This is a genomic window from Pseudomonas lalkuanensis (genome assembly GCF_008807375.1).
Taxonomy (GTDB): Bacteria; Pseudomonadota; Gammaproteobacteria; order Pseudomonadales; family Pseudomonadaceae; genus Metapseudomonas; species Metapseudomonas lalkuanensis.
In genome coordinates this window covers 5,676,951-5,695,096 of the sequence record NZ_CP043311.1, presented here as the reverse complement: position 1 = coordinate 5,695,096, position 18,146 = coordinate 5,676,951, and the positions used below count along the sequence as shown (strand labels likewise).

Genomic DNA, 18,146 nt, shown 5'->3' with positions numbered 1-18,146 from the left:
AGAGGAAACACATGGACGTTCGCAGCCCCCTCAACCAATGCATCGCCCTGGCACTGGTCGGTATCCTGTTTCTCGATCCGATCGTTGCTGCCGCCGCCGAACTTGCGGTGGACAAGGCCGCCGGGGGCAACACGCAGCTGGGACAGGCCGGCAATGGCGTGCCGGTGGTCAACATCGCCACGCCCAACGGCAGTGGGCTGTCCCACAACAAATTCCGTGAGTACAACGTTGGCCATCAGGGCCTGATCCTCAATAACGCGACTAACAAGACCCAGTCCACCCAGTTGGGCGGGATCATCATTGGCAACCCAAACCTGCAGGGCCGTGCCGCCAGCACCATCCTCAACGAGGTCACCGGTGGCAACCGCAGCCGCCTGTCCGGCTATACCGAGGTCGCCGGCCAGTCAGCCCGGATAATTGTCGCCAACCCCCACGGCATCACCTGTAGCGGCTGCGGTTTCACCAACACCCCGCGCGCCACCCTGAGCACCGGTAAGCCCGTGGTCGACGCAGGACGGCTCGATCGATTCGAGGTGGACGGTGGTGACATTGCCATCGAAGGCGCTGGCCTCAACGCCAGCAATATCGACCAGTTCGACCTGATCACTCGCAGCGCCAAGCTCAATGCCGAACTTCATGCCCGGAACCTGGACATCGTCACCGGTCGTAATGATGTGAAGGCCGACAGCCTCGCGGCGACCGCGCGTGCTGACGATGGCAGTGCACAGCCCGGACTGGCCATCGACAGCTCCGCCCTGGGCGGCATGTACGCCGACGCCATTCGCCTGGTGGGTACCGAGGCGGGCGTTGGCGTGAGGCTGGCGGGCGACATGGCCGCCAGTGGTGGAGATATCAAGATCGACGCCAACGGCAAGCTGATCCTGGCGCAGGCAGCGGCCAGCGGCGATCTGCGTGTGAATGCCCAAAGCGCCGAACTCATCGGGAAGACCTATGCCGGCGGCAGCGCGACCCTGGTCACTCAAGGTGACCTGGAAAACCACCAGGGCCTCGCTGCCCGCAACGAGGTTCGCCTTTCCAGTGGTGGCCAGCTTGGCAACCAGGGCGTTATCGAGGCCGGAGTCAACCCGGACGGCAGCCGCAATGCCACAGGCGACCTGTATGCCTCGGCAAAGGCCTTGCGCAACAGCGGCAGTCTGGTGGCCAGTGGCAACCTCGACGTCAATGTCAGCCAGACCCTGGGCAACCAGGGCGGCACCCTCAGCGCCCAAGGCAATGCCCGTGTCTCTGCTGGCAAGCTGGACAACCGCCGGGGCCGGGTGCTGACCGGGGGCGACCTGGCGCTCAGCGCCGTCGAACTGGACAACCAGGCCGGGCTGTTGAACGGCGCCAGCCAGGTGCAGGCCCAGCTGGGCCAGCTGGACAACCGGGGTGGTGAGCTGTCCAGCCGAACCGGCGTCTCGCTGCAGGCCGGCAGCATCGACAATCGCAGCGGCAAGGTCATCGGCGAACAGACGCTGCAACTGCAAGCCAGTGGCGCGGTGAACAACCAGGGCGGCAGCCTTGGCGCCAACCAGCAACTGCAGGTCAAGGTCACCAGCCTCGATAACAGCCAGCAAGGCGATGTCAGCAGCCAGGGCGACCTCGATGTGCAGGTAGCGGGCAAACTCGACAACCACGACCAAGGCCGGATTGGCGCCAATGGCGCCGCCAGGGTTCAGGCGGGCTCCCTGGATAACCGCGCCGGTCAACTCACCAGTGGTTCGACCCTGGATTTGCAAACCGGTCTTGTGGATAACCGCAATTCAGGCCGGATCGCCAGCAATGGCAAGCTGACGGCCAGCATCGCCGGGCTGGACCAGCAGGACGGCGGCAAGCTGTACAGCAACTCCGAACTCGACCTGGACCTCAATGGCGGCACCCTGAGCAACAGCGGCGGCCTGCTCAACGCGCCCGGCCGGTTGTTGCTGAAGAACCCGGGTGATGTCCGCAACCAGGGCGGTGAAATCTCCAGCCAGCAGGCCTTCACCCTGGCCGCGCGTAGCCTCGACAACAGCAGCGGCAAGCTACTCAGCGCCCAGTCCCTGACCCTGCGCATCGACCAGACTCTTAAGAATATAAAGGGCCTGATTTCCGCCGCTGCACTCGATGTTCGCAGCGCCTCCCTGGATAACGGCGGTGGTCTGCTGACCGGCACCGGCGACCTGCTGTTGAGGGTTGGCAGCCAGGTAGGCAACCGTAGCGGTGAAATCTCCAGCGGTGGTGTCACCCGGCTGGAAGCCGCCAGCCTGGATAACCAGGGCGGCGACCTGCTGGGCGACAACGGCCTGGTGGTGTCCCTGAGCGGGGCCCTGGATAACCAGGGAGGCACGCTCGGCGCTGGGCACGACCTCGAACTGCAGGCTGCAAGCGTCGACAACCGTCGGGGCACACTGGTGGCGGAGGGAGCGCTGAACGCTCGGGTCAGCGGCCAGTTCGACAACCATGAGCAAGGACGACTGCTGGCACAGGGCTCCATGGCGATTCAGGCCAATCGGCTGGATAACCGCGCTGGCCAGGTCAGTGGCCAGGGTTCGGTCGCGATTGACACCAACCAGCTGAACAATGGCAGTGGCAGGCTTGCGGCGAACGGGCCGCTGGTGCTCCACACGGATCAGCTGGACAACCAGAGTGGCCGCATCACTGCCTCCGGTCCGCTGTCTCTTGAGGCCGAGGAGGTACAGAACGCTCAGGGCCGTATCGCCAGCCAGGGCGACCTGCGCGCGACGCTCGGGACCCTGGCGCAGCACGGAGGTGAACTGGTCGCCCAGGGATCACTCCAACTTCGCGCCCGTAGCCTGGACAACCGGCAGGGCGGCCTGGTGGGCAGCACGAAAGCGCTGAAACTCCAGGTTGGCGAAATCGACAACCGTGGCGGCGAGCTGTCCAGCCAGGCTCGCGTCAGCCTTGTCGGTCAGCGTCTCGACAACAGCGGCGGCAAGCTGTTGGCCGGCAACCAGCTGGCCCTTGCCGTGGATCGCCTGATCAACCAGACAAAGGGGCTGATCTTCGGCCGTCAGGCCACCAGCGTCGACGTCCACCGCCTGGACAACAGCGGTGGCACTCTGGGCAGCGCCACGTCCCTGGTCATTGCCCTGGCGCCCAAGGTCGGCGGGCTGGAAGGCGAACTGGTCAATCGCCAGGGCCTGATCAGCAGTGAGGGCACGCTGGCGCTCCAGGCCAGCCGGATCGACAACCAGGGGGGCGTCCTCTCCAGCGCCGCTGATCTCGGGCTGGTCAGCGCTGCCCAGCTGGACAACAAGGGCGGCTCCATCGTCAGCGACGGCAACCTCGCTGTGGCCAGCGCCAACCTCGACAACAGCGAGGCGGGAGTCCTCAGCGCCAAGGGCAACGCACGTATCGATACCGGGGCGTTGAACAACCGCCAGGGCGGCCAGCTCACCACCGCCGGCACCCTGGACCTGGATGCCGGCCAGGTCGACAACAGCGCCAATGGCCGCATTGCTGCCGGCCAGAGCCTGACCGCCAAGGTCACCGCCCTGGACCAGCACGATGGCGGCGAACTGTTCAGCAAGGCCGACCTCGACCTCGACCTGCAACAGGGCCTGTTGAACAACGACAACGGTGGCCTGATCAACAGTCCAGGTCAGCTCCTGCTGCGCAACCTGGCGCAGGTCAGCAACCGGGGCGGCGAAATCTCCAGCCAGCAGGGTTTTACCCTGGCGGCCCAGCAACTCGACAACAGCGGCGGCAAGCTGCTCAGCAATCAGGCGCTGGTGCTGCGCATCGCCCAGGCCCTGGACAATGCCAAGGGCGCAATCGCCGCGAAGGGGCTAGACGTTCGCGCGGCCAGCCTGGACAACACCGGGGGCCTGATCGACAGCCGCGACCCGCTAAGCCTGGTAGTGGCCGGTCATTTCGCCAACCAGGGCGGCATCGTTTCGGCTAACGGCAAGCTCGACCTGGAGGCGGCCAGCCTGGACAACCGCGCCGGCGAGATCGCCAGCAAGGGCGACGTCCTCGCCGCCGTGGGCAGCCTCGACCAGCGTGGTGGCTTGCTGATCGCCCAGGGCGGCATGCGCCTCGAAGGCCAGCGCCTCGACAACCGTGGCGAAGGTCTGGTCAGCGCCGCCAAGGGCCTGACACTCGACATCGACGACATCGACAACCGCGCCGGCGAGTTCTCCAGCCAGGAGACCGTCCAGATCAGCGGTCGGCAGCTCGACAATAGCGACGAAGGCCGCCTGTTGGCCGGCACTCGCCTGGGCCTTGCCGTCGATCGCGTGATCAACCGCAGCAAGGGCCTGATCTCCGGCAAGACCGGCTTCGAACTCGACGGCCTGAGCCTGGACAACAGCGGCGGCCGCCTGATCAGCCTGCAAACCGTGGATATCGCGCTGCAGGGCGCACTGAGCAACGGCCGGGGCCTGATCAGTAGCGAAGGTCGCCTCGAGCTCAGTGCCGGCAGCCTCGACAACAACGCTGGCAGCTTGTCCAGTGCAGGCGCCATGGCAATCACCAGCCGTGGCGCGCTCGGCAATGACAGCGGTCAATTGGTGACTGATGGCCCCCTGCTTTTGTCCAGCGCCAGCCTGAGCAACCGCCAGGGCGCGTTGTCCGCCAAGGGCCAGACTCAGCTCACCACCGGCGAACTCGACAACAGTCAGGGGCAACTGATCAGCGCCGACACCCTGACCCTGACCAGCGGGAAGCTTATCAACAACGGCGGTCGCATCGGCAGCGACAGCGCGCTCAGCGCCAGCGTCACCCGCCTGGAGCAGCAGGGGGGCCAGCTCTTCAGCAATGCCAGCCTCAGCCTCGACCTCCAGGGTGGCGACCTCGACAACCGTCAGGGCCTGATCAACGCCCCCGACCAACTGCTGCTGAAAAACCTGGGCAACGTGAACAACCAGGCCGGAGAAATCTCCAGCCAGCAGGCCTTCACCCTGGCCGCACGCAGCCTGGACAACACCAGTGGCAAACTGCTCAGCGTCCAGGCCCTGACCCTGCGCCTCGACCAGGTACTGGCCAACCTCAAGGGCCTGATCGTCGGCTCGCAGCTCGACATTCGCGCCGCCAGCCTGACCAACAGCGGCGGAACCCTGACCAGCCGTAGCGATACTCGGATAGATGCCAGCGGCACCCTCGTCAACGACGACAAGGGACTGATCAATGCGACCCAGCAGCTCAGGCTGAATGCCGGCACCCTCGACAACCGAGGCGGTTACCTGCTGGCCGGTAGCGCCCTCGACCTGCGCGCCCAAGGCATCGACAACCGCAATGGCGGCCTGATCAACAGTCAGGGCGGGCTCGACCTACAGGCAGGCAGGCTGGATTCCAGCGGCGGTGGCGAAGTCTCTGCCAAGGGCGCGCTGAACCTCGTTCTTGACCAGTTCATCCAGCACCAGGGCCGGTTGATCGGCGCATCCGGGCTCAGCCTCGACCTGAAGGGCGGCGACCTCGACAACCAGGGCGGCCTGATTCTCGCCCAAGGGCCGCTCAGCCTCTCGCGCCTGCGTGATCTGGCCAACCAGAATGGCGAGATCAGCAGCAGCCAAGGCTTCACGCTTGCCCTGCGCAATCTCGACAACAGCGGCGGCAAGCTGTTCAGCAGCGGTCAGCTCGGTCTGGCTGGTGCGGCTCTGAACAACCACGGTGGTTTGCTCTCGGGATGGCAGGGCCTCAGCGTCAGTGGCCAAAGCCTCGACAACCGCAACCTCGGCACCCTCTCCAGCCGCAGCGGCAATTTGACAGTCGACCTCAGGGGCGCCCTGCAGAACAGCGGTGAAGGCGCCCTGGCTAGTCAGGGCCGACTGAACGTCAAGACGGCCAGCCTGGACAACAGCGGCAAAGGCATTCTCTCCAGCGGGGGCGACCAGCAACTGGACGTCGCCGGGAGTCTGAACAACAGCGCGGGCGGGCAGATCGACAGCGGCGCCACGCTGACCCTGAAGGCCACCACCCTGAACAACACCGCCGGCAGCCTCCAGGCGCAACAGGCGCTGGATCTGGGCGCAACCGACCTCGATAACAGTAGCGGCACATTGGTCGGCAATGGCGCTGTCACCCTGGACCTGCTCGGCACCCTCGGCAACGCCAACGGCCAACTGGCCAGTGTGGGGCCGCTGCTGGTGCAGCGCGCAACCCGGGTCGACAACCAGGGCGGCCAGATCGTCAGCCAGGGTGCGCTCACCCTCAACAGCGGCAACCTGGACAACCGCAATCGCGGCACCCTCGCGGCCAATGGCACCTTGCTGCTGAGCACGACCGGCGCAGTGCTGAACGACAATGACGGTCTCATCTACAGCCGCGATGCTGGCGTGCATATTGAGTCCGCCAGCCTGGGTAACAGCCAGGGTGCCATCCAGGCCCAGGGCGACCTTGCAATCGTCACCGGAGACTTCTCCAACCTGGGTGGGCAAGCACTCAGCCAGGCGGGCAACCTGGATATCGCCGCCAGCAACCTGGACAACCGGGACGGAACCCTGGCCAGCCTGCAGGGCTGGATCAAGGCCCGTCTCGGCGGCTGGCTGAACAATGGCAGCCACGGTGGCAAGGGCGGTACGGTCCAGGGCCAATCCCTGGACCTGGCGGCCAGCGCCGTGGTCAACCAGGGCGGGCATCTCTCGGCAGTGGCGGGTAATGCGCTGCTGGTCACCACCAGCCTGGATAACAGCCAAGGCGGCCTCTATGCCAAGCAACTGCTCCAGGTCACTGGCAACAGCCTCACCAACGCCGGGCAAATTGCCGCCCAAAGCATTGATTTCAGCTTGGCCGGTGCCCTGAACAACCAGCACGGCATCATCGAGAGCGACACCAGCCTGACCCTGGGGGCTGCCTCACTGGACAACCAGGGCGGGCAGCTGCGCGCCCTGGGCGGCAGCGGTCGCACCCAGTTGAACGTGCAGGGTTCGCTGGATAACCGTAGCGGCATCCTGGAAACCGCCAACACCGACTTCGGCCTGGCCGCGGGGAGCTTCCAGAATGCGGGCGGCAAGCTGCTCCATGTTGGCAGCGGCGCCTTCGACATCTCCCTGCCCAATGTGGTCCACGCTGGCGGCAGCATCGTCACCAATGGCGGCCTGACCCTCAACGCCGACAGCTGGACCAACAGCACCGCCATCCAGGCCGGGCGCCTGACGGTGAACGTCGGTCAGTTCCACCAGACAGCCAGCGGCCAACTGCTGGCTGGCAAGGCCTTTACCGGCAGCGGCGACAACTGGACCAACGATGGCCTGATCGCCAGCGACGGCACGCTCAGCCTCAACCTCAGCGGCATCTACGGCGGCAGCGGGCGCGTGACCAGCCTGGGCGACCTCGACCTGAGCGCCACCCAACTGACCCTGCCCACACCCGGTCGCATCACCGGCGGCGGCAACACCAGCATTGCCGTGGTCGGTCAGCTGGACAACAGCGGCGTCATCACCTCCGCCGGCGGGCTCACCGTCAGCGCAGGGGCACTGAACAACTACGGGACGCTGGGTAGCGCGCAGCAACTGCGCCTGGTAACGCCGAACCTGCTCAACCAGAACGGCCTGATCTTCGGTGGCGGGGACATGGCGCTGCGGGTGGGCAACTTCACCAACCGCTACGCGGATGTGTACAGCCTGGGCGCACTGAGCATCGCGGCCAACGATGCTGGCGGCTACAGCACCCTGCTGGAAAACATCTCCGCGACAATCGAGAGCGCCGGGGACATGAGTCTGGCAGCTGCCAGCATCATCAACCGCAAGGATTTCTTCTCTGTATCCGAGCGACTGGTTGCAGGCTCCATCACTTTCCACTGCTACGACTGCAAGGGGCGGCATTACGACCTCGATTACTTCGTCAACGAAGAAATCGAGCGGACCGTGACTGCCGACTCCGCAGCCTCGACCATTGCAGCAGGCAACAACCTCAGCGTCTCTTCCAGCAACTTCAACAACCAACACAGCCTGGTTTCGGCCGCCGGCAACATTACGATCAACACCGGGACTTTCAACAATGAAGGCGCCGCAACGGAGAGCATCGTCCGCTCACGCACATTCCGTAAAACCGACGATACCGAGCCTTCATCGGTGTTCTACGGACTCATCAACGGGCAATTGGCGGAGTACAACCACTACAACTCGAAGTACGTGCATCAGTACACGAAGAAGATTGGAGGCCGGGATCCAGTCGAGATCATCCTCCGTACCGATCAGCAGGTAACCAGTACTCCCAATCCGAACTTCAATCCGAGCTTTGAGCACGGCATACCGGATCGCTTTTACAGCTACATCCTGGCCAGTTCTTCCGAGACCACTATCAACAGCGGCGTTGCGGCGAACGCCATCGTCCAGGCAGGCGGCAACGTTTCCATCAATGCGTCCAGCAGCCTGGGTAATGGCGTCAGCCGTAGTAACGTCACCCATGCGGGCGGTAGCAACAAGGTCTCCGACACCTCGGTCGGTTCTGGCACGGGCGGCACGGTCGTTCAGATCAAGGCCCAGTTACCACCGGATCTGGCCCAGCAGCAGGTCAACCCCCTGACCCTCCCTGGTTTCAGCATCCCCAGTGAACAGAATGGCCTGTTCCGCCTGAGCAGCATCGCCGCCAGTGATACCGACGCGACCCTGGCCGACCAGGGGCCGCAGAGCTGGAACATTGCCGGTGGCAGCATCGGCCTCGCCCAGCGTGAGCGCGACCTGACTGACACCCAAGCGCGCCATGCCCAGATCGACGAGCGGGGACCGGCACGCATCGGTACCGGCCAGATGGAGTTGGGTAACCGCCTGCTCATCGAAGGTGTCAACGTAGGAACCATCCGCGTGGAGACGGGTGGCGCGTCCACCGGCGTCGTAGTACCCGAGCGGACTGACGTGACCGGCACTCCCTCCCAGGGTGATGCCGTCACCGGTGTGCCGGGCGGCACCAGCAATCCACCCACCCAGACTGTAGATCGCGTCCAGGGGCTGCCGGCCACCAGTGGTCAATCTAAACCTCACAAGTACCTGGTCGAAACCAACCCGGAGCTCACTAGCCTCAAGCAATTCCTCAGCTCCGACTACCTGCTCGGCAATCTCGGCTACGACCCGGACCAGGCACAGAAACGCCTAGGCGATGGCCTCTACGAACAGCGCCTGGTGCGCGAGGCCATCGCCGCCCGCACCGGCCAGCGCTTCCTCGATGGCCTCACCTCTGACGAAGCGATGTTCCGCTACCTGATGGACAACGCCGTTGCCAGCAAGCAGCAGCTTGGCCTCAGCGTCGGCGTGAGCCTCTCTGCCGCCCAGGTGGCGGCCCTGACCCACGACATCGTCTGGCTCGAAGAGCACGAGGTGAATGGCGAGAAGGTGCTGGTCCCTGTGCTTTACCTGGCCCAGGCCAACAACCGCCTCGCCCCCAACGGCGCGCTCATCCAGGGCAAGGTCGTGGTGCTGATCTCCGGTGGTGAGCTGAGCAACCAGGGCACCCTGCGGGCCAGCAACAACCTCAGCGCCACCGCCGGCAACATCATCAACGGTGGCCTGATCGAAGCGGGCAACCGCCTCGATCTGCTGGCTACAGACAGCATCCGCAACGCCCAGGGCGGCATCATCTCCGGGCGCGATGTCAGCGCAACGGCGCTCACGGGAGACATCATCAATGAGCGTAGCCAGGGCTCCCTGCTGCATGCCGGGCCCAGTACGCGTCAAGACAGCGTCATGGACAACGCTGCCCGAATCGAGGCGGGCAACAATCTCAGCCTCTCGGCCGGACGCGACCTCGCCAACATTGGCAGCGTGCTGAGTGCCGGCGGTAATGCCAGCCTGAGTGCGGGGCGCGATCTGCTCATCGCCTCCGCCACCGAGGTGGATACCGCCGAAGGCCATGCCAAGAAGTCGCGCTGGACTGAAACCGACATCACCCAGCATCGCAGCGAGGTGCAGATTGGTGGCGACCTCAAGATCGAAGCCGGCCGCGATCTGGCGGTCATTGCCAGTCGTGTCGGCGTCGGTGGCGATGTCGACCTGGCCGCCGGGCGTGATCTCGATATCGCCTCAGCCGCTAACGAAAGCCACTACGAGTACCACTACAAGGGGGGTGGCAAGAAGCTCGATATCCAGAACGACCAGGTCCGCCAGCAGGGCAGTGAAATCACCGCCGGTGGTGGCCTGAGCCTGGTCAGCGGCAACGACCTGAGCATTACCGCCAGCCGCCTCGAAGCAGGCGATGAAGCCTACCTCTACGCCGGCAATGACCTCAGCTTGCTGGCGGCCGAAGACAGCGACTACTCGCTGTACGACAAGAAGAACAAGGGCAGCTTCGGCAGCAAGAAAACCCAGCGCGACGACGTCACCGACGTACGCAACATCGGTAGCGAAATCATCAGCGGCGGTGACCTCACCCTGGTCAGCGAAGGCGACCAGCGCTACCAGAAGGCCAAGCTGGAATCCGGCGCTGACCTCACCCTGGACAGCGGCGGTGTGATTGCCTTCGAAGCAGTGAAAGACCTGCACCAGGAGAGCCACGAGAAGAGCAAAAGTGACCTCGCCTGGACCTCCATGAAAGGCAAGGGCACCACCGACGAGACGGTGCGCCAAAGCGAGCTCGTCGCCCAAGGCGACCTCATCATCCAGGCCGTTGACGGCCTGAAGATCGACCTCAAGCACATCGACCAGCAGACGGTCAGCCAGACCATCGACGCCATGGTCCAGGCCGATCCGAACCTGGCCTGGATCAAGGAGCTGGAACAGCGCGGGGATGTGGACTGGCAGCGGGTGAAGGAGATTCACGACTCCTTCAAGTACAGCCATTCCGGGTTGGGCGCTGGGGCGCAACTGGCGATTGCCATTGTTATGGCGGCGACCGTGGGGCCGGCGGCCGGCGCGGCTGTAGGGGGAGGCACGGGCGGTGCGATAGTCGGAGCGGTCGCGGCCACTGCCGCGACCAAGGGCAGCGTCAGCGTCATCAACAACCAGGGCGATCTGGGCGCCGTGTTCAAGGACGTCACCTCCAAAGAGAGCCTGAAGGATTACGTCGTGGCCGGCGCCACGGCGGGGCTGACCTCAAGCCTCTTCGACAAGTTGTTCGGGACCCAGACCAACACCTTCACGGACAAGGTCAATAACGTCGATCTGGGGACGCTGGAAGGCGTCGGCAACTTCGCCGGCAACCAACTGGCCCAGAGTGGCACGGCGGCGGCGCTGAACAAGCTGATGGGGCGTGATGCTTCGTTCAGGGATGCCTTGCAGGGCGCGCTTTACAACACCCTGGCCGCAGCCGCCTTCAACGCCGTTGGCGACTTCACCGAAGACAAGTGGGTCGATGGCTCCCCGCAAAAGGTGGCTATCCACGCCATCGTCGGCGGCCTGCTCAGCGAAGCCACTGGAGGTGATTTCAAGACCGGCGCCATTGCAGCAGGTGCCAACGAAGCGTTGGTTGTACAGCTCGATGCACTGGTGAAGGGTGATCCGAACCTGCTGACCATGTCCTCGCAACTGGTTGGCCTTGTCGCGGCGGCGGCGGTGGATGGGGACATCGAGAAGGGCGCGTGGGTCGCGCAGAACGCGACGCAGTACAACCGGCAGTTGCATGCGACAGACAAGGAACTAGCCAAGGAACTCGCGGCGCGCAGCGATGGAAAATACACTGCTGAGCAGATCGAAGAGCAATTACGCCTTTCCAAGGTAAACGGCACAGATATTGGTCCTGGCACGGACATCGTAGTCAATAAGGAAAATATATATGACGCCGGAGGAAGCTGGGTGGAACTGGATGATGACCTGTATCTGCAACAGTTCGCCAAGCTCGATCTAGATATCGTCGCCTATATAAAGTCCGCTACTAGCACTTATAGTTGGGCAGCTTTCCCAATAGCCCCCAGTCAGGATTGGAGTAAGACACCTGGTGCTGGCAGTGAGTTGCGCGATCGTTTGACAGGATACGTATTGGATGAATCTGGTAGGTATAAGGTTGGAGTTGCAATTGAGGGAGTTAGTTATTTTCCTAGGTTTTTGCCATGCGCATCTGTCGAATGCATTGCAGTTGGCGCGAATATAGATTTTTCAAGTATTGAGACCTTGCGATATTTAAGAGCTGCTGATGCCAAGTCTCTTAGCGATCTAAGCAAGATATTGGGTGCTGGGGCAATAGTCACAAGCGGTGGGCTTGCCGCAGGTTTAGGGGTTGCTTCTAATATTCCTAGCCTTATGTCAGGTTACCTGAAAGGTGATTTGTCTGGGGCTGCCACCTCCGCAGCATTGAGTGTTGGTTTTGAGTCTTATGCAACTTCAAGAGGCGTCGCGCCGGAAGTTGCTGAAAAATTGGCAAATATATTATCCGTCATGGGGGCTTGGGATGGGTTGGTCGAAAATGGCCGGGAGTTATTTGAATGAGGCTTCTTGAGTTTCTTTGCCGGTACAAAAATTTTGTGGCTTTTTTGATGTGTTTAGGTAGTGCGATTAACTCTGTTAGATTTGTCGGTGAGTGGGACAATTTTTGTGGTGTTATTTCTGTTCAGATTTTTTTTGGTCAAGGATTTTATTGTTATATTGCAAAAAAAACTATTCGCTTGGCGCCTGGCGGGGTAAAGGTTGATCATCCGTGGGAAGTTAGGCTCTTAGTGGGTGGATTGGCACTACTGGTTTATTTGGGGATGTTTGCTTTTAATGGTTACGGCAGGGATTGGGGGTGATTGTTCGTGTGCGTCCGAAAAAAGTGAAAAAGGGGACAGATTTATCTTTCCCACTCTAATTTCAGACATCGCGGGATCGAAACGCGTAGGGAGGTGTATGCCAACCTCCCGGATCATCAGTCTGCCAGATGACTCAGGGAGGGATGTCGACCTGCCCAGGATGGGACGAGTACTGCTGCCCAACTATCTCCACCATATTGTGCAACACGGCCATTACCGTCAGGTCGTCTTTGCGGAAGATGCCCAGAGCTACCTGGCCGATCTTCGAGAGTTGAAGGATGTCTTTGGCGTCAAGGTATGGAGCGGCGGAAGCAGGGCAGGCTTGAATTAGAGTAGAGAAAATAAATCTGTCCCCTTTTTCAGAACCTAGCCAATATTGCTGCTCAAGACTCCCGGTTGGCTGCTGCGGTTAAAGGTAGCGGTACGACAAATCCAAATTTCTCAATAGGACGTGGTACCACTGCGGAGGCAGATCGGTTAGGGAAGATTTGGGTTGGAGATGGAACTCGTCCGATAAGTGGTGTTCCTGGTGGACTGATTAGTGCTGATGGCACTAGGGTTTATAGACCCCCGACTGCGAAACCAAATACACCTATTCAACTTAATCCGACCGGAGTGCAAGCAAACTTCCAAGAGCTGAGCAGCGGAAAGGTTGTTAGCAACGGTCACTTGAGTGTTACTGACTAAATGAAAGCTATTTTGAAATCAATAGATATGAATGGGCTTGTTGGGTTTGATGACTTTCAGCCGGAGGATGAGAAGGATTTTGGAGTCTGGTTGACAGTTCAAGTTGGGCCGGATGATCAAGATGGCGGGCATCTGTTTCAAATATTCATATGCACTCCAAATTGGCTTAAAAAAGAATGTTTGTCTCTTGGTGCTGTATGGGGGCGCCATATGTTGATTGTTTGCGAATATGATAGGGGTCTTATTGTAAAGAGTATTTCAAAATACATTGAAAGTTGCACTGGTGATGATTTTTGGGGGGGTGCTCAAAAAATTTCTCGTATAGGTGCGTGGGAATTCGAAGATTACCAACCGTAAGGGAAAAAGGGGACAGGGAAAAAGGGGGCGGCGGATTCAATCAGCGAAAAGGGGGCAGATTTATTTTTCCTACTCTAAACCTGACTGGTGGGACGAGATTGGAGTGCAGAAAATAAATCTGTCCCCTTCTTTTGAGAGCTGCTGATGCTAAAGCGGTGAGCGACTTGAGTAGGGTTATGGCTGCAGGTGCGGTGGTCACAAGTGGGGGAACTGCGTCTTTCATGGCAGGCGGATCCGCAACTATTGGGCTTATGGCAGGATATCTTAAAGGGGACTTTGTCGGATCTGCTACGTCTGCTGGATTAAGCGCTGGGTTCGAGAGCTATGCTGCATCTAAGGGTATTCCAGTGGACGTCGCGGGCAAAATAGCAAACTCACTTGCGGCTATGGGGGTGTGGGACTCTCTGGTGGAAAATGTACGAGAGGTATTTGCAAGTGGTGAGTAGGGTTGTTAGGTGGTTGCATTGTAAGAGTCAGGTTATTCTTGTTCTTATGGTTTCATTCTCGTTGGTTAATTTGTTGTCGCTGCTGGGGCGGTGGGAGGTGTTTTGGGGGGTGCTGCTTGGGCATTTATGGTTCGGGAACTGTGTTTATTCGTTCGTATGTGGTCGGGAGATTTTTTTTCGGCAGGGGCCAGGGTTGGAAGTGAATCAAACATATATGTAAGGGTTATGGTTGGTGGTTTTTCATTGTTTATATATATTATTTTGTTTTTCTTTAGGAAGTATTAATTCGGGGGGGAGAGGACTGGGGGGGAAAGGGGGCATGAGAAGAAAGGGGACAGATTCATTTTTCCTACTCTAAACCTGACTGGTAGGGCGAGATTAGAGTACAGAAAATAAATCTGTCCCCTTTTTTGCTTCGGGTTGCAGCGGAGGGGCTAGGGTTTAGACGAGTAGCAGAAACAGTTCATGGCGGTCAGTTGGTATACAGAAAAGGAAATTTATATATAACAAGAGACTTGGATGGTCACAACGGTGGCGCATGGAAAATGGCCACTTCCATAAAGGGCCTTTCGAGTAAGGATGCGCGCATGGGTACATATGATAGAAATCTTAATCGTATAGGTGACTAGCTTCATGGATAAAGTATTGAAAGATGAAAGGTGGAAAGTGGCCGGGAAAACAATCAGGCAGTTGATTGTTGAGTTGGAAACTTTTGAGGATAAGGATTTAGTGGTTGAAATGTCGGCTGATGGGGGGGTGAGTGGGAAGTCAATAAGTTTGGTTGGAAAGATAGATGGGAAATGCATGCTGATTCATATCGAATGAGAGCGGGAAAAGGGGACAGATTTATTTTTCCTACTCTAAACCTGACTGGTGGGGCGAGATTAGAGTGCAGAAAATAAATCTGTCCCCTTTTTTTGTTCTATTCCATATGTCATGGTGCCGCTGTCAGTAATGTACTTAATCAGATTCCTGGGTTTAATTCATTTGCAACTCTTCATGATCAGTGGATGATTTCTCTTGAAAAGACAAAGGGGACGGATATGACATTGTTTGAGAATATAGGAAGCATGCCGCCAGCTATTGTTGTGAATTACGGTGCCATCTATGAATGGTATCGTCCTGTTGTAGAGGGTTTGCCTGATGAAAATTCCAAAAAAAGGAAGTAAGAGTAGAGCGGTGGAGTTACTAAGCGTATTAGGGGTAGCAATGATCGTTTCGGGATGCCTATCCTATAGAGCATGGGAGCTTAGTAGGGATGATCTTGTAGGTAAGACATTCAATCCGGCAGTTTCTCTATATGTATGGCCGGAAAGAGGGCTATATATGAGGGGCTTTGGAAGCGAGAGGCGGGGGGTTGATAGGTCTGTGAAGGAGGGTGGGGATACTAGATACTACATAATATATTTGCAGTCTGGCGAAGGGATGCCAATTTGTATTTATTCAATACTGGTTTCTGCCAGTGGGTTGATTAGGTCTTGGCGGCGAGAAACTTCTGATAGGCGATCTTGCTATGTGCTCTAGATTATCTAAAGGGCAGGAAAAGGGGGCGGATTTATCTTTGCTACTATGGCGAAAGGGGGACAGATATATTTTTCCTACTCTAAACCTGACTGGTAGGGCGAGATTAGAGTACAGAAAATAAATCTGTCCCCTTTTCCGCGCTTTTTCGCGGCCTTTTCCGCTGGCAGTTGACGGGCAGCAGCCGCTTCGTGGACGAGATCAGAGTAAAAAGGGGCAGATCTATTTTTCCTACTCTAAAACTGTCCTCTTTTTTGTGGTAGAGGTGTTCATGTTGGAAAGAGTGCTTGCGATTAGTTTCGCTCTGTTGATTTCTGGATGCAGCACTGGTCCATATCTTCATCCTGAGGCGGTGACCGGCGTTCTCCGTTCAGCTAATCGGACCTGTCCTGGTGCTCTTGAGGCCAGATGGTATGGCGTTAAGGATCCTGCGCCTTTTTCGGGAGTGGTAGCTGCGGTTATTCACGCAAAACTACCAGGCACGCCGGAATGGGACCCTGCTACGGAATCAATTATCAGTGCAGTTGATACAAAGTTGATAATTAAATTCTGGCTATATCCGAACAGGGCTAAGCCTTTTTGGGCCTTAAGCACAGAAGACAAGGAAAAGACCAGGAAAGCGTACGATGAACAGCAAAGGGCCGCCGAGAGCCCTGCGGTTATCAGTGTGTCTTCACCCTACATTGTGCTTGTGTCGAGTTATGGGGAGCGGAGAAAAATTAAGATTGATATACCGGGCAGTTTCGATGCGAATAGTCAGGAAAATAAGGCTATTTCTGTGTCTCTATCGAATGGGGAGATTGATAATTTTTTGGTGATTTTTCCTGAATTTTTTGTGAATGGAGAGGTGTTCAATATTTCTCCTGTGAATTATAGGATTAAGGAGGATACGTATGTTCCAGTAATAAATTGCTGATGGCAGGTAACGAGGAAAAAAGGGACAGATTTATTTTTCCCACTCTAATTTCAGACATAGCGGGATCGAAACGCGTAGGGAGGTATGCCAACCTCCCGGATCATCAGTCTGCCAGATGACTCAGGGAGGGATGTCGACCTGCCCAGGATGGGACGAGTACTGCTGCCCAACTATCTTCACCATATTGTGCAACACGGCCATTACCGTCAGGTCGTCTTTGCGGAAGATGCCCAGAGCTACCTGGCCGATCTTCGAGAGTTGAAGGATGTCTTTGGCGTCAAGGTATGGAGCGGCGCAAGCAGGAGGGAAAAGGGGACAGATTTATTTTTCCTACTCTAAACCTGACTGGTAGGGCGAGATTAGAGTACAGAAAATAAATCTGTCCCCTTTTTTTGGACTTCAAAAAAATAAAGAGCGCCGACAAAACTGGTGGCCATGACCTGAGGGTGAAGTGAAATGTTTGAAAAAGTAAAGTTGGTAGACTCCAGGGATGCTTGTATTTGGCATGGGAATATTCTTAGAGCGCGCGGAAAATACCCATACGAAGAATTTGTTGATTTTATGGTTTTTGAGACCCTGTCTGAAGACAGACCCCATGGACTGATTGTTACCTCTGGATACAAGGCCGGTTTGATATTGGTGTACCTACCCAAAGAGAGTTCATCTTTAGACGGGGGGGTGGATAGAGAGTGGGTAGTGTCTAATTGGGATAAATGGATTTATCCTGATTGCAATGTTTCGGATGTTTATTTGATCGACAAATATGAGGCTACACCAATTATTTAATAGGAAGATGCAGCGACCGAAAAAGGGGACAGATTTATTTTTCCTACTCTAATCCTTTGAATAGAGAACACGTTCTTTTAAGTCTTCATGGAGGGAGAAACCTTGCCCAGGGTGGGGCGGGTCCTGTTGGCAAACTACCCGCATCACATTGTGCAGCGGGGCCACAACCGACAAGTCGTGTTTGCCGAGGACACTGATTTCGAGCGTTACCTGGCTGATCTACGCGAGTTGAAGGATGCCTTCGGGGTAAAGGTCTATGCGTTCTGCCTGATGACCAATCATGTGCACCTGCTGCTGGCTCCGAATGATTCGCTCGGTGGACTCAGCCAGTTGATGAAGACCTTGGCCGCTCGTACCACACGCTACCGCAATCGTTTGGAAGGTCGCTCCGGAACTGTGTGGGAAAGCCGCTACAAGTCGAGCATCGTGCAGTCCGATAGTTATCTGTTGGCCTGCAGTCGATATATCGAACTCAATCCTGTGCGTGCGTGCGTGCGTGCGTGCGTGCGTGCGTGCGTGCATGCATGGTGGCGGAGGCTGGGGATTATCCCTGGTCGAGCTACGCCCTCCGTATTGATGCCGCGCCTGGGCAGAACTGGTTGGACGAAGACCCGTGTTTCAAGGCGCTCGGCGTTACGGTTGAGGAGCGACGCCACCGGTATGCCGATTTTGTAAGGCAAGCGGTTCCTTCCGAGGAACTGAGCCTTATCCGAGAGGCCATTCAACGCGGCCAACTTACCGGGACCCGCCGTTTCGTGGATGAAGTCGAGCGTATTGCCGGAGTGCGGATTGAGCACTGGAAGCAGGGCAGACCGAAATTAGAGTAGGGAAAATATAT

7 protein-coding genes and 1 pseudogene are annotated in these 18,146 nt (G+C 58.2%); all 8 read left to right on the top strand.

What is annotated here, in order from left to right; all coding sequences use genetic code 11:
• Nucleotides 1-11: 11 nt before the first annotated feature.
• The 8 genes and pseudogenes from FXN65_RS28460 (at nucleotide 12) to FXN65_RS26125 (ending at nucleotide 18,135) form a co-directional block, all read left to right on the top strand.
• Nucleotides 12-12,296, top strand: coding sequence for a two-partner secretion domain-containing protein (locus FXN65_RS28460; RefSeq protein WP_151137958.1), 12,285 nt, complete (start codon nucleotides 12-14; stop codon nucleotides 12,294-12,296).
• Entirely contained in the window at nucleotides 12,293-12,595 is a 303-nt protein-coding gene (locus FXN65_RS26165; protein WP_151137956.1) for a hypothetical protein, read from the top strand. Before FXN65_RS28460 ends, FXN65_RS26165 begins: the two co-directional genes overlap by 4 nt.
• Nucleotides 12,596-13,282: 687 nt before the next feature.
• Complete coding sequence (locus tag FXN65_RS26155; RefSeq protein ID WP_151137953.1) at nucleotides 13,283-13,639, top strand: immunity 8 family protein; 357 nt, start codon at nucleotides 13,283-13,285, stop codon at nucleotides 13,637-13,639.
• Nucleotides 13,640-14,495: 856 nt separating this feature from the next.
• Complete coding sequence (locus FXN65_RS28355) at nucleotides 14,496-14,714, top strand: toxin C-terminal domain-containing protein (protein ID WP_342212756.1); 219 nt, start codon at nucleotides 14,496-14,498, stop codon at nucleotides 14,712-14,714.
• Nucleotides 14,715-14,718: 4 nt separating this feature from the next.
• Complete coding sequence (locus FXN65_RS26145; RefSeq protein ID WP_151137950.1) at nucleotides 14,719-14,910, top strand: hypothetical protein; 192 nt, start codon at nucleotides 14,719-14,721, stop codon at nucleotides 14,908-14,910.
• Between the two features lie 967 nt (nucleotides 14,911-15,877).
• On the top strand, nucleotides 15,878-16,522 hold the full coding sequence (locus tag FXN65_RS26140; protein WP_151137947.1) for a hypothetical protein: 645 nt from the start codon (nucleotides 15,878-15,880) through the stop codon (nucleotides 16,520-16,522).
• 456 nt (nucleotides 16,523-16,978) lie between these two features.
• Nucleotides 16,979-17,308 carry an Imm45 family immunity protein gene (gene imm45, locus FXN65_RS26130; RefSeq protein WP_151137944.1) on the top strand — a complete coding sequence of 110 codons (330 nt, stop codon included), beginning with the start codon at nucleotides 16,979-16,981 and terminating at the stop codon, nucleotides 17,306-17,308.
• Nucleotides 17,309-17,410: 102 nt separating this feature from the next.
• Nucleotides 17,411-18,135: pseudogene (locus FXN65_RS26125) on the top strand (transposase).
• Nucleotides 18,136-18,146 lie beyond the last annotated feature (11 nt).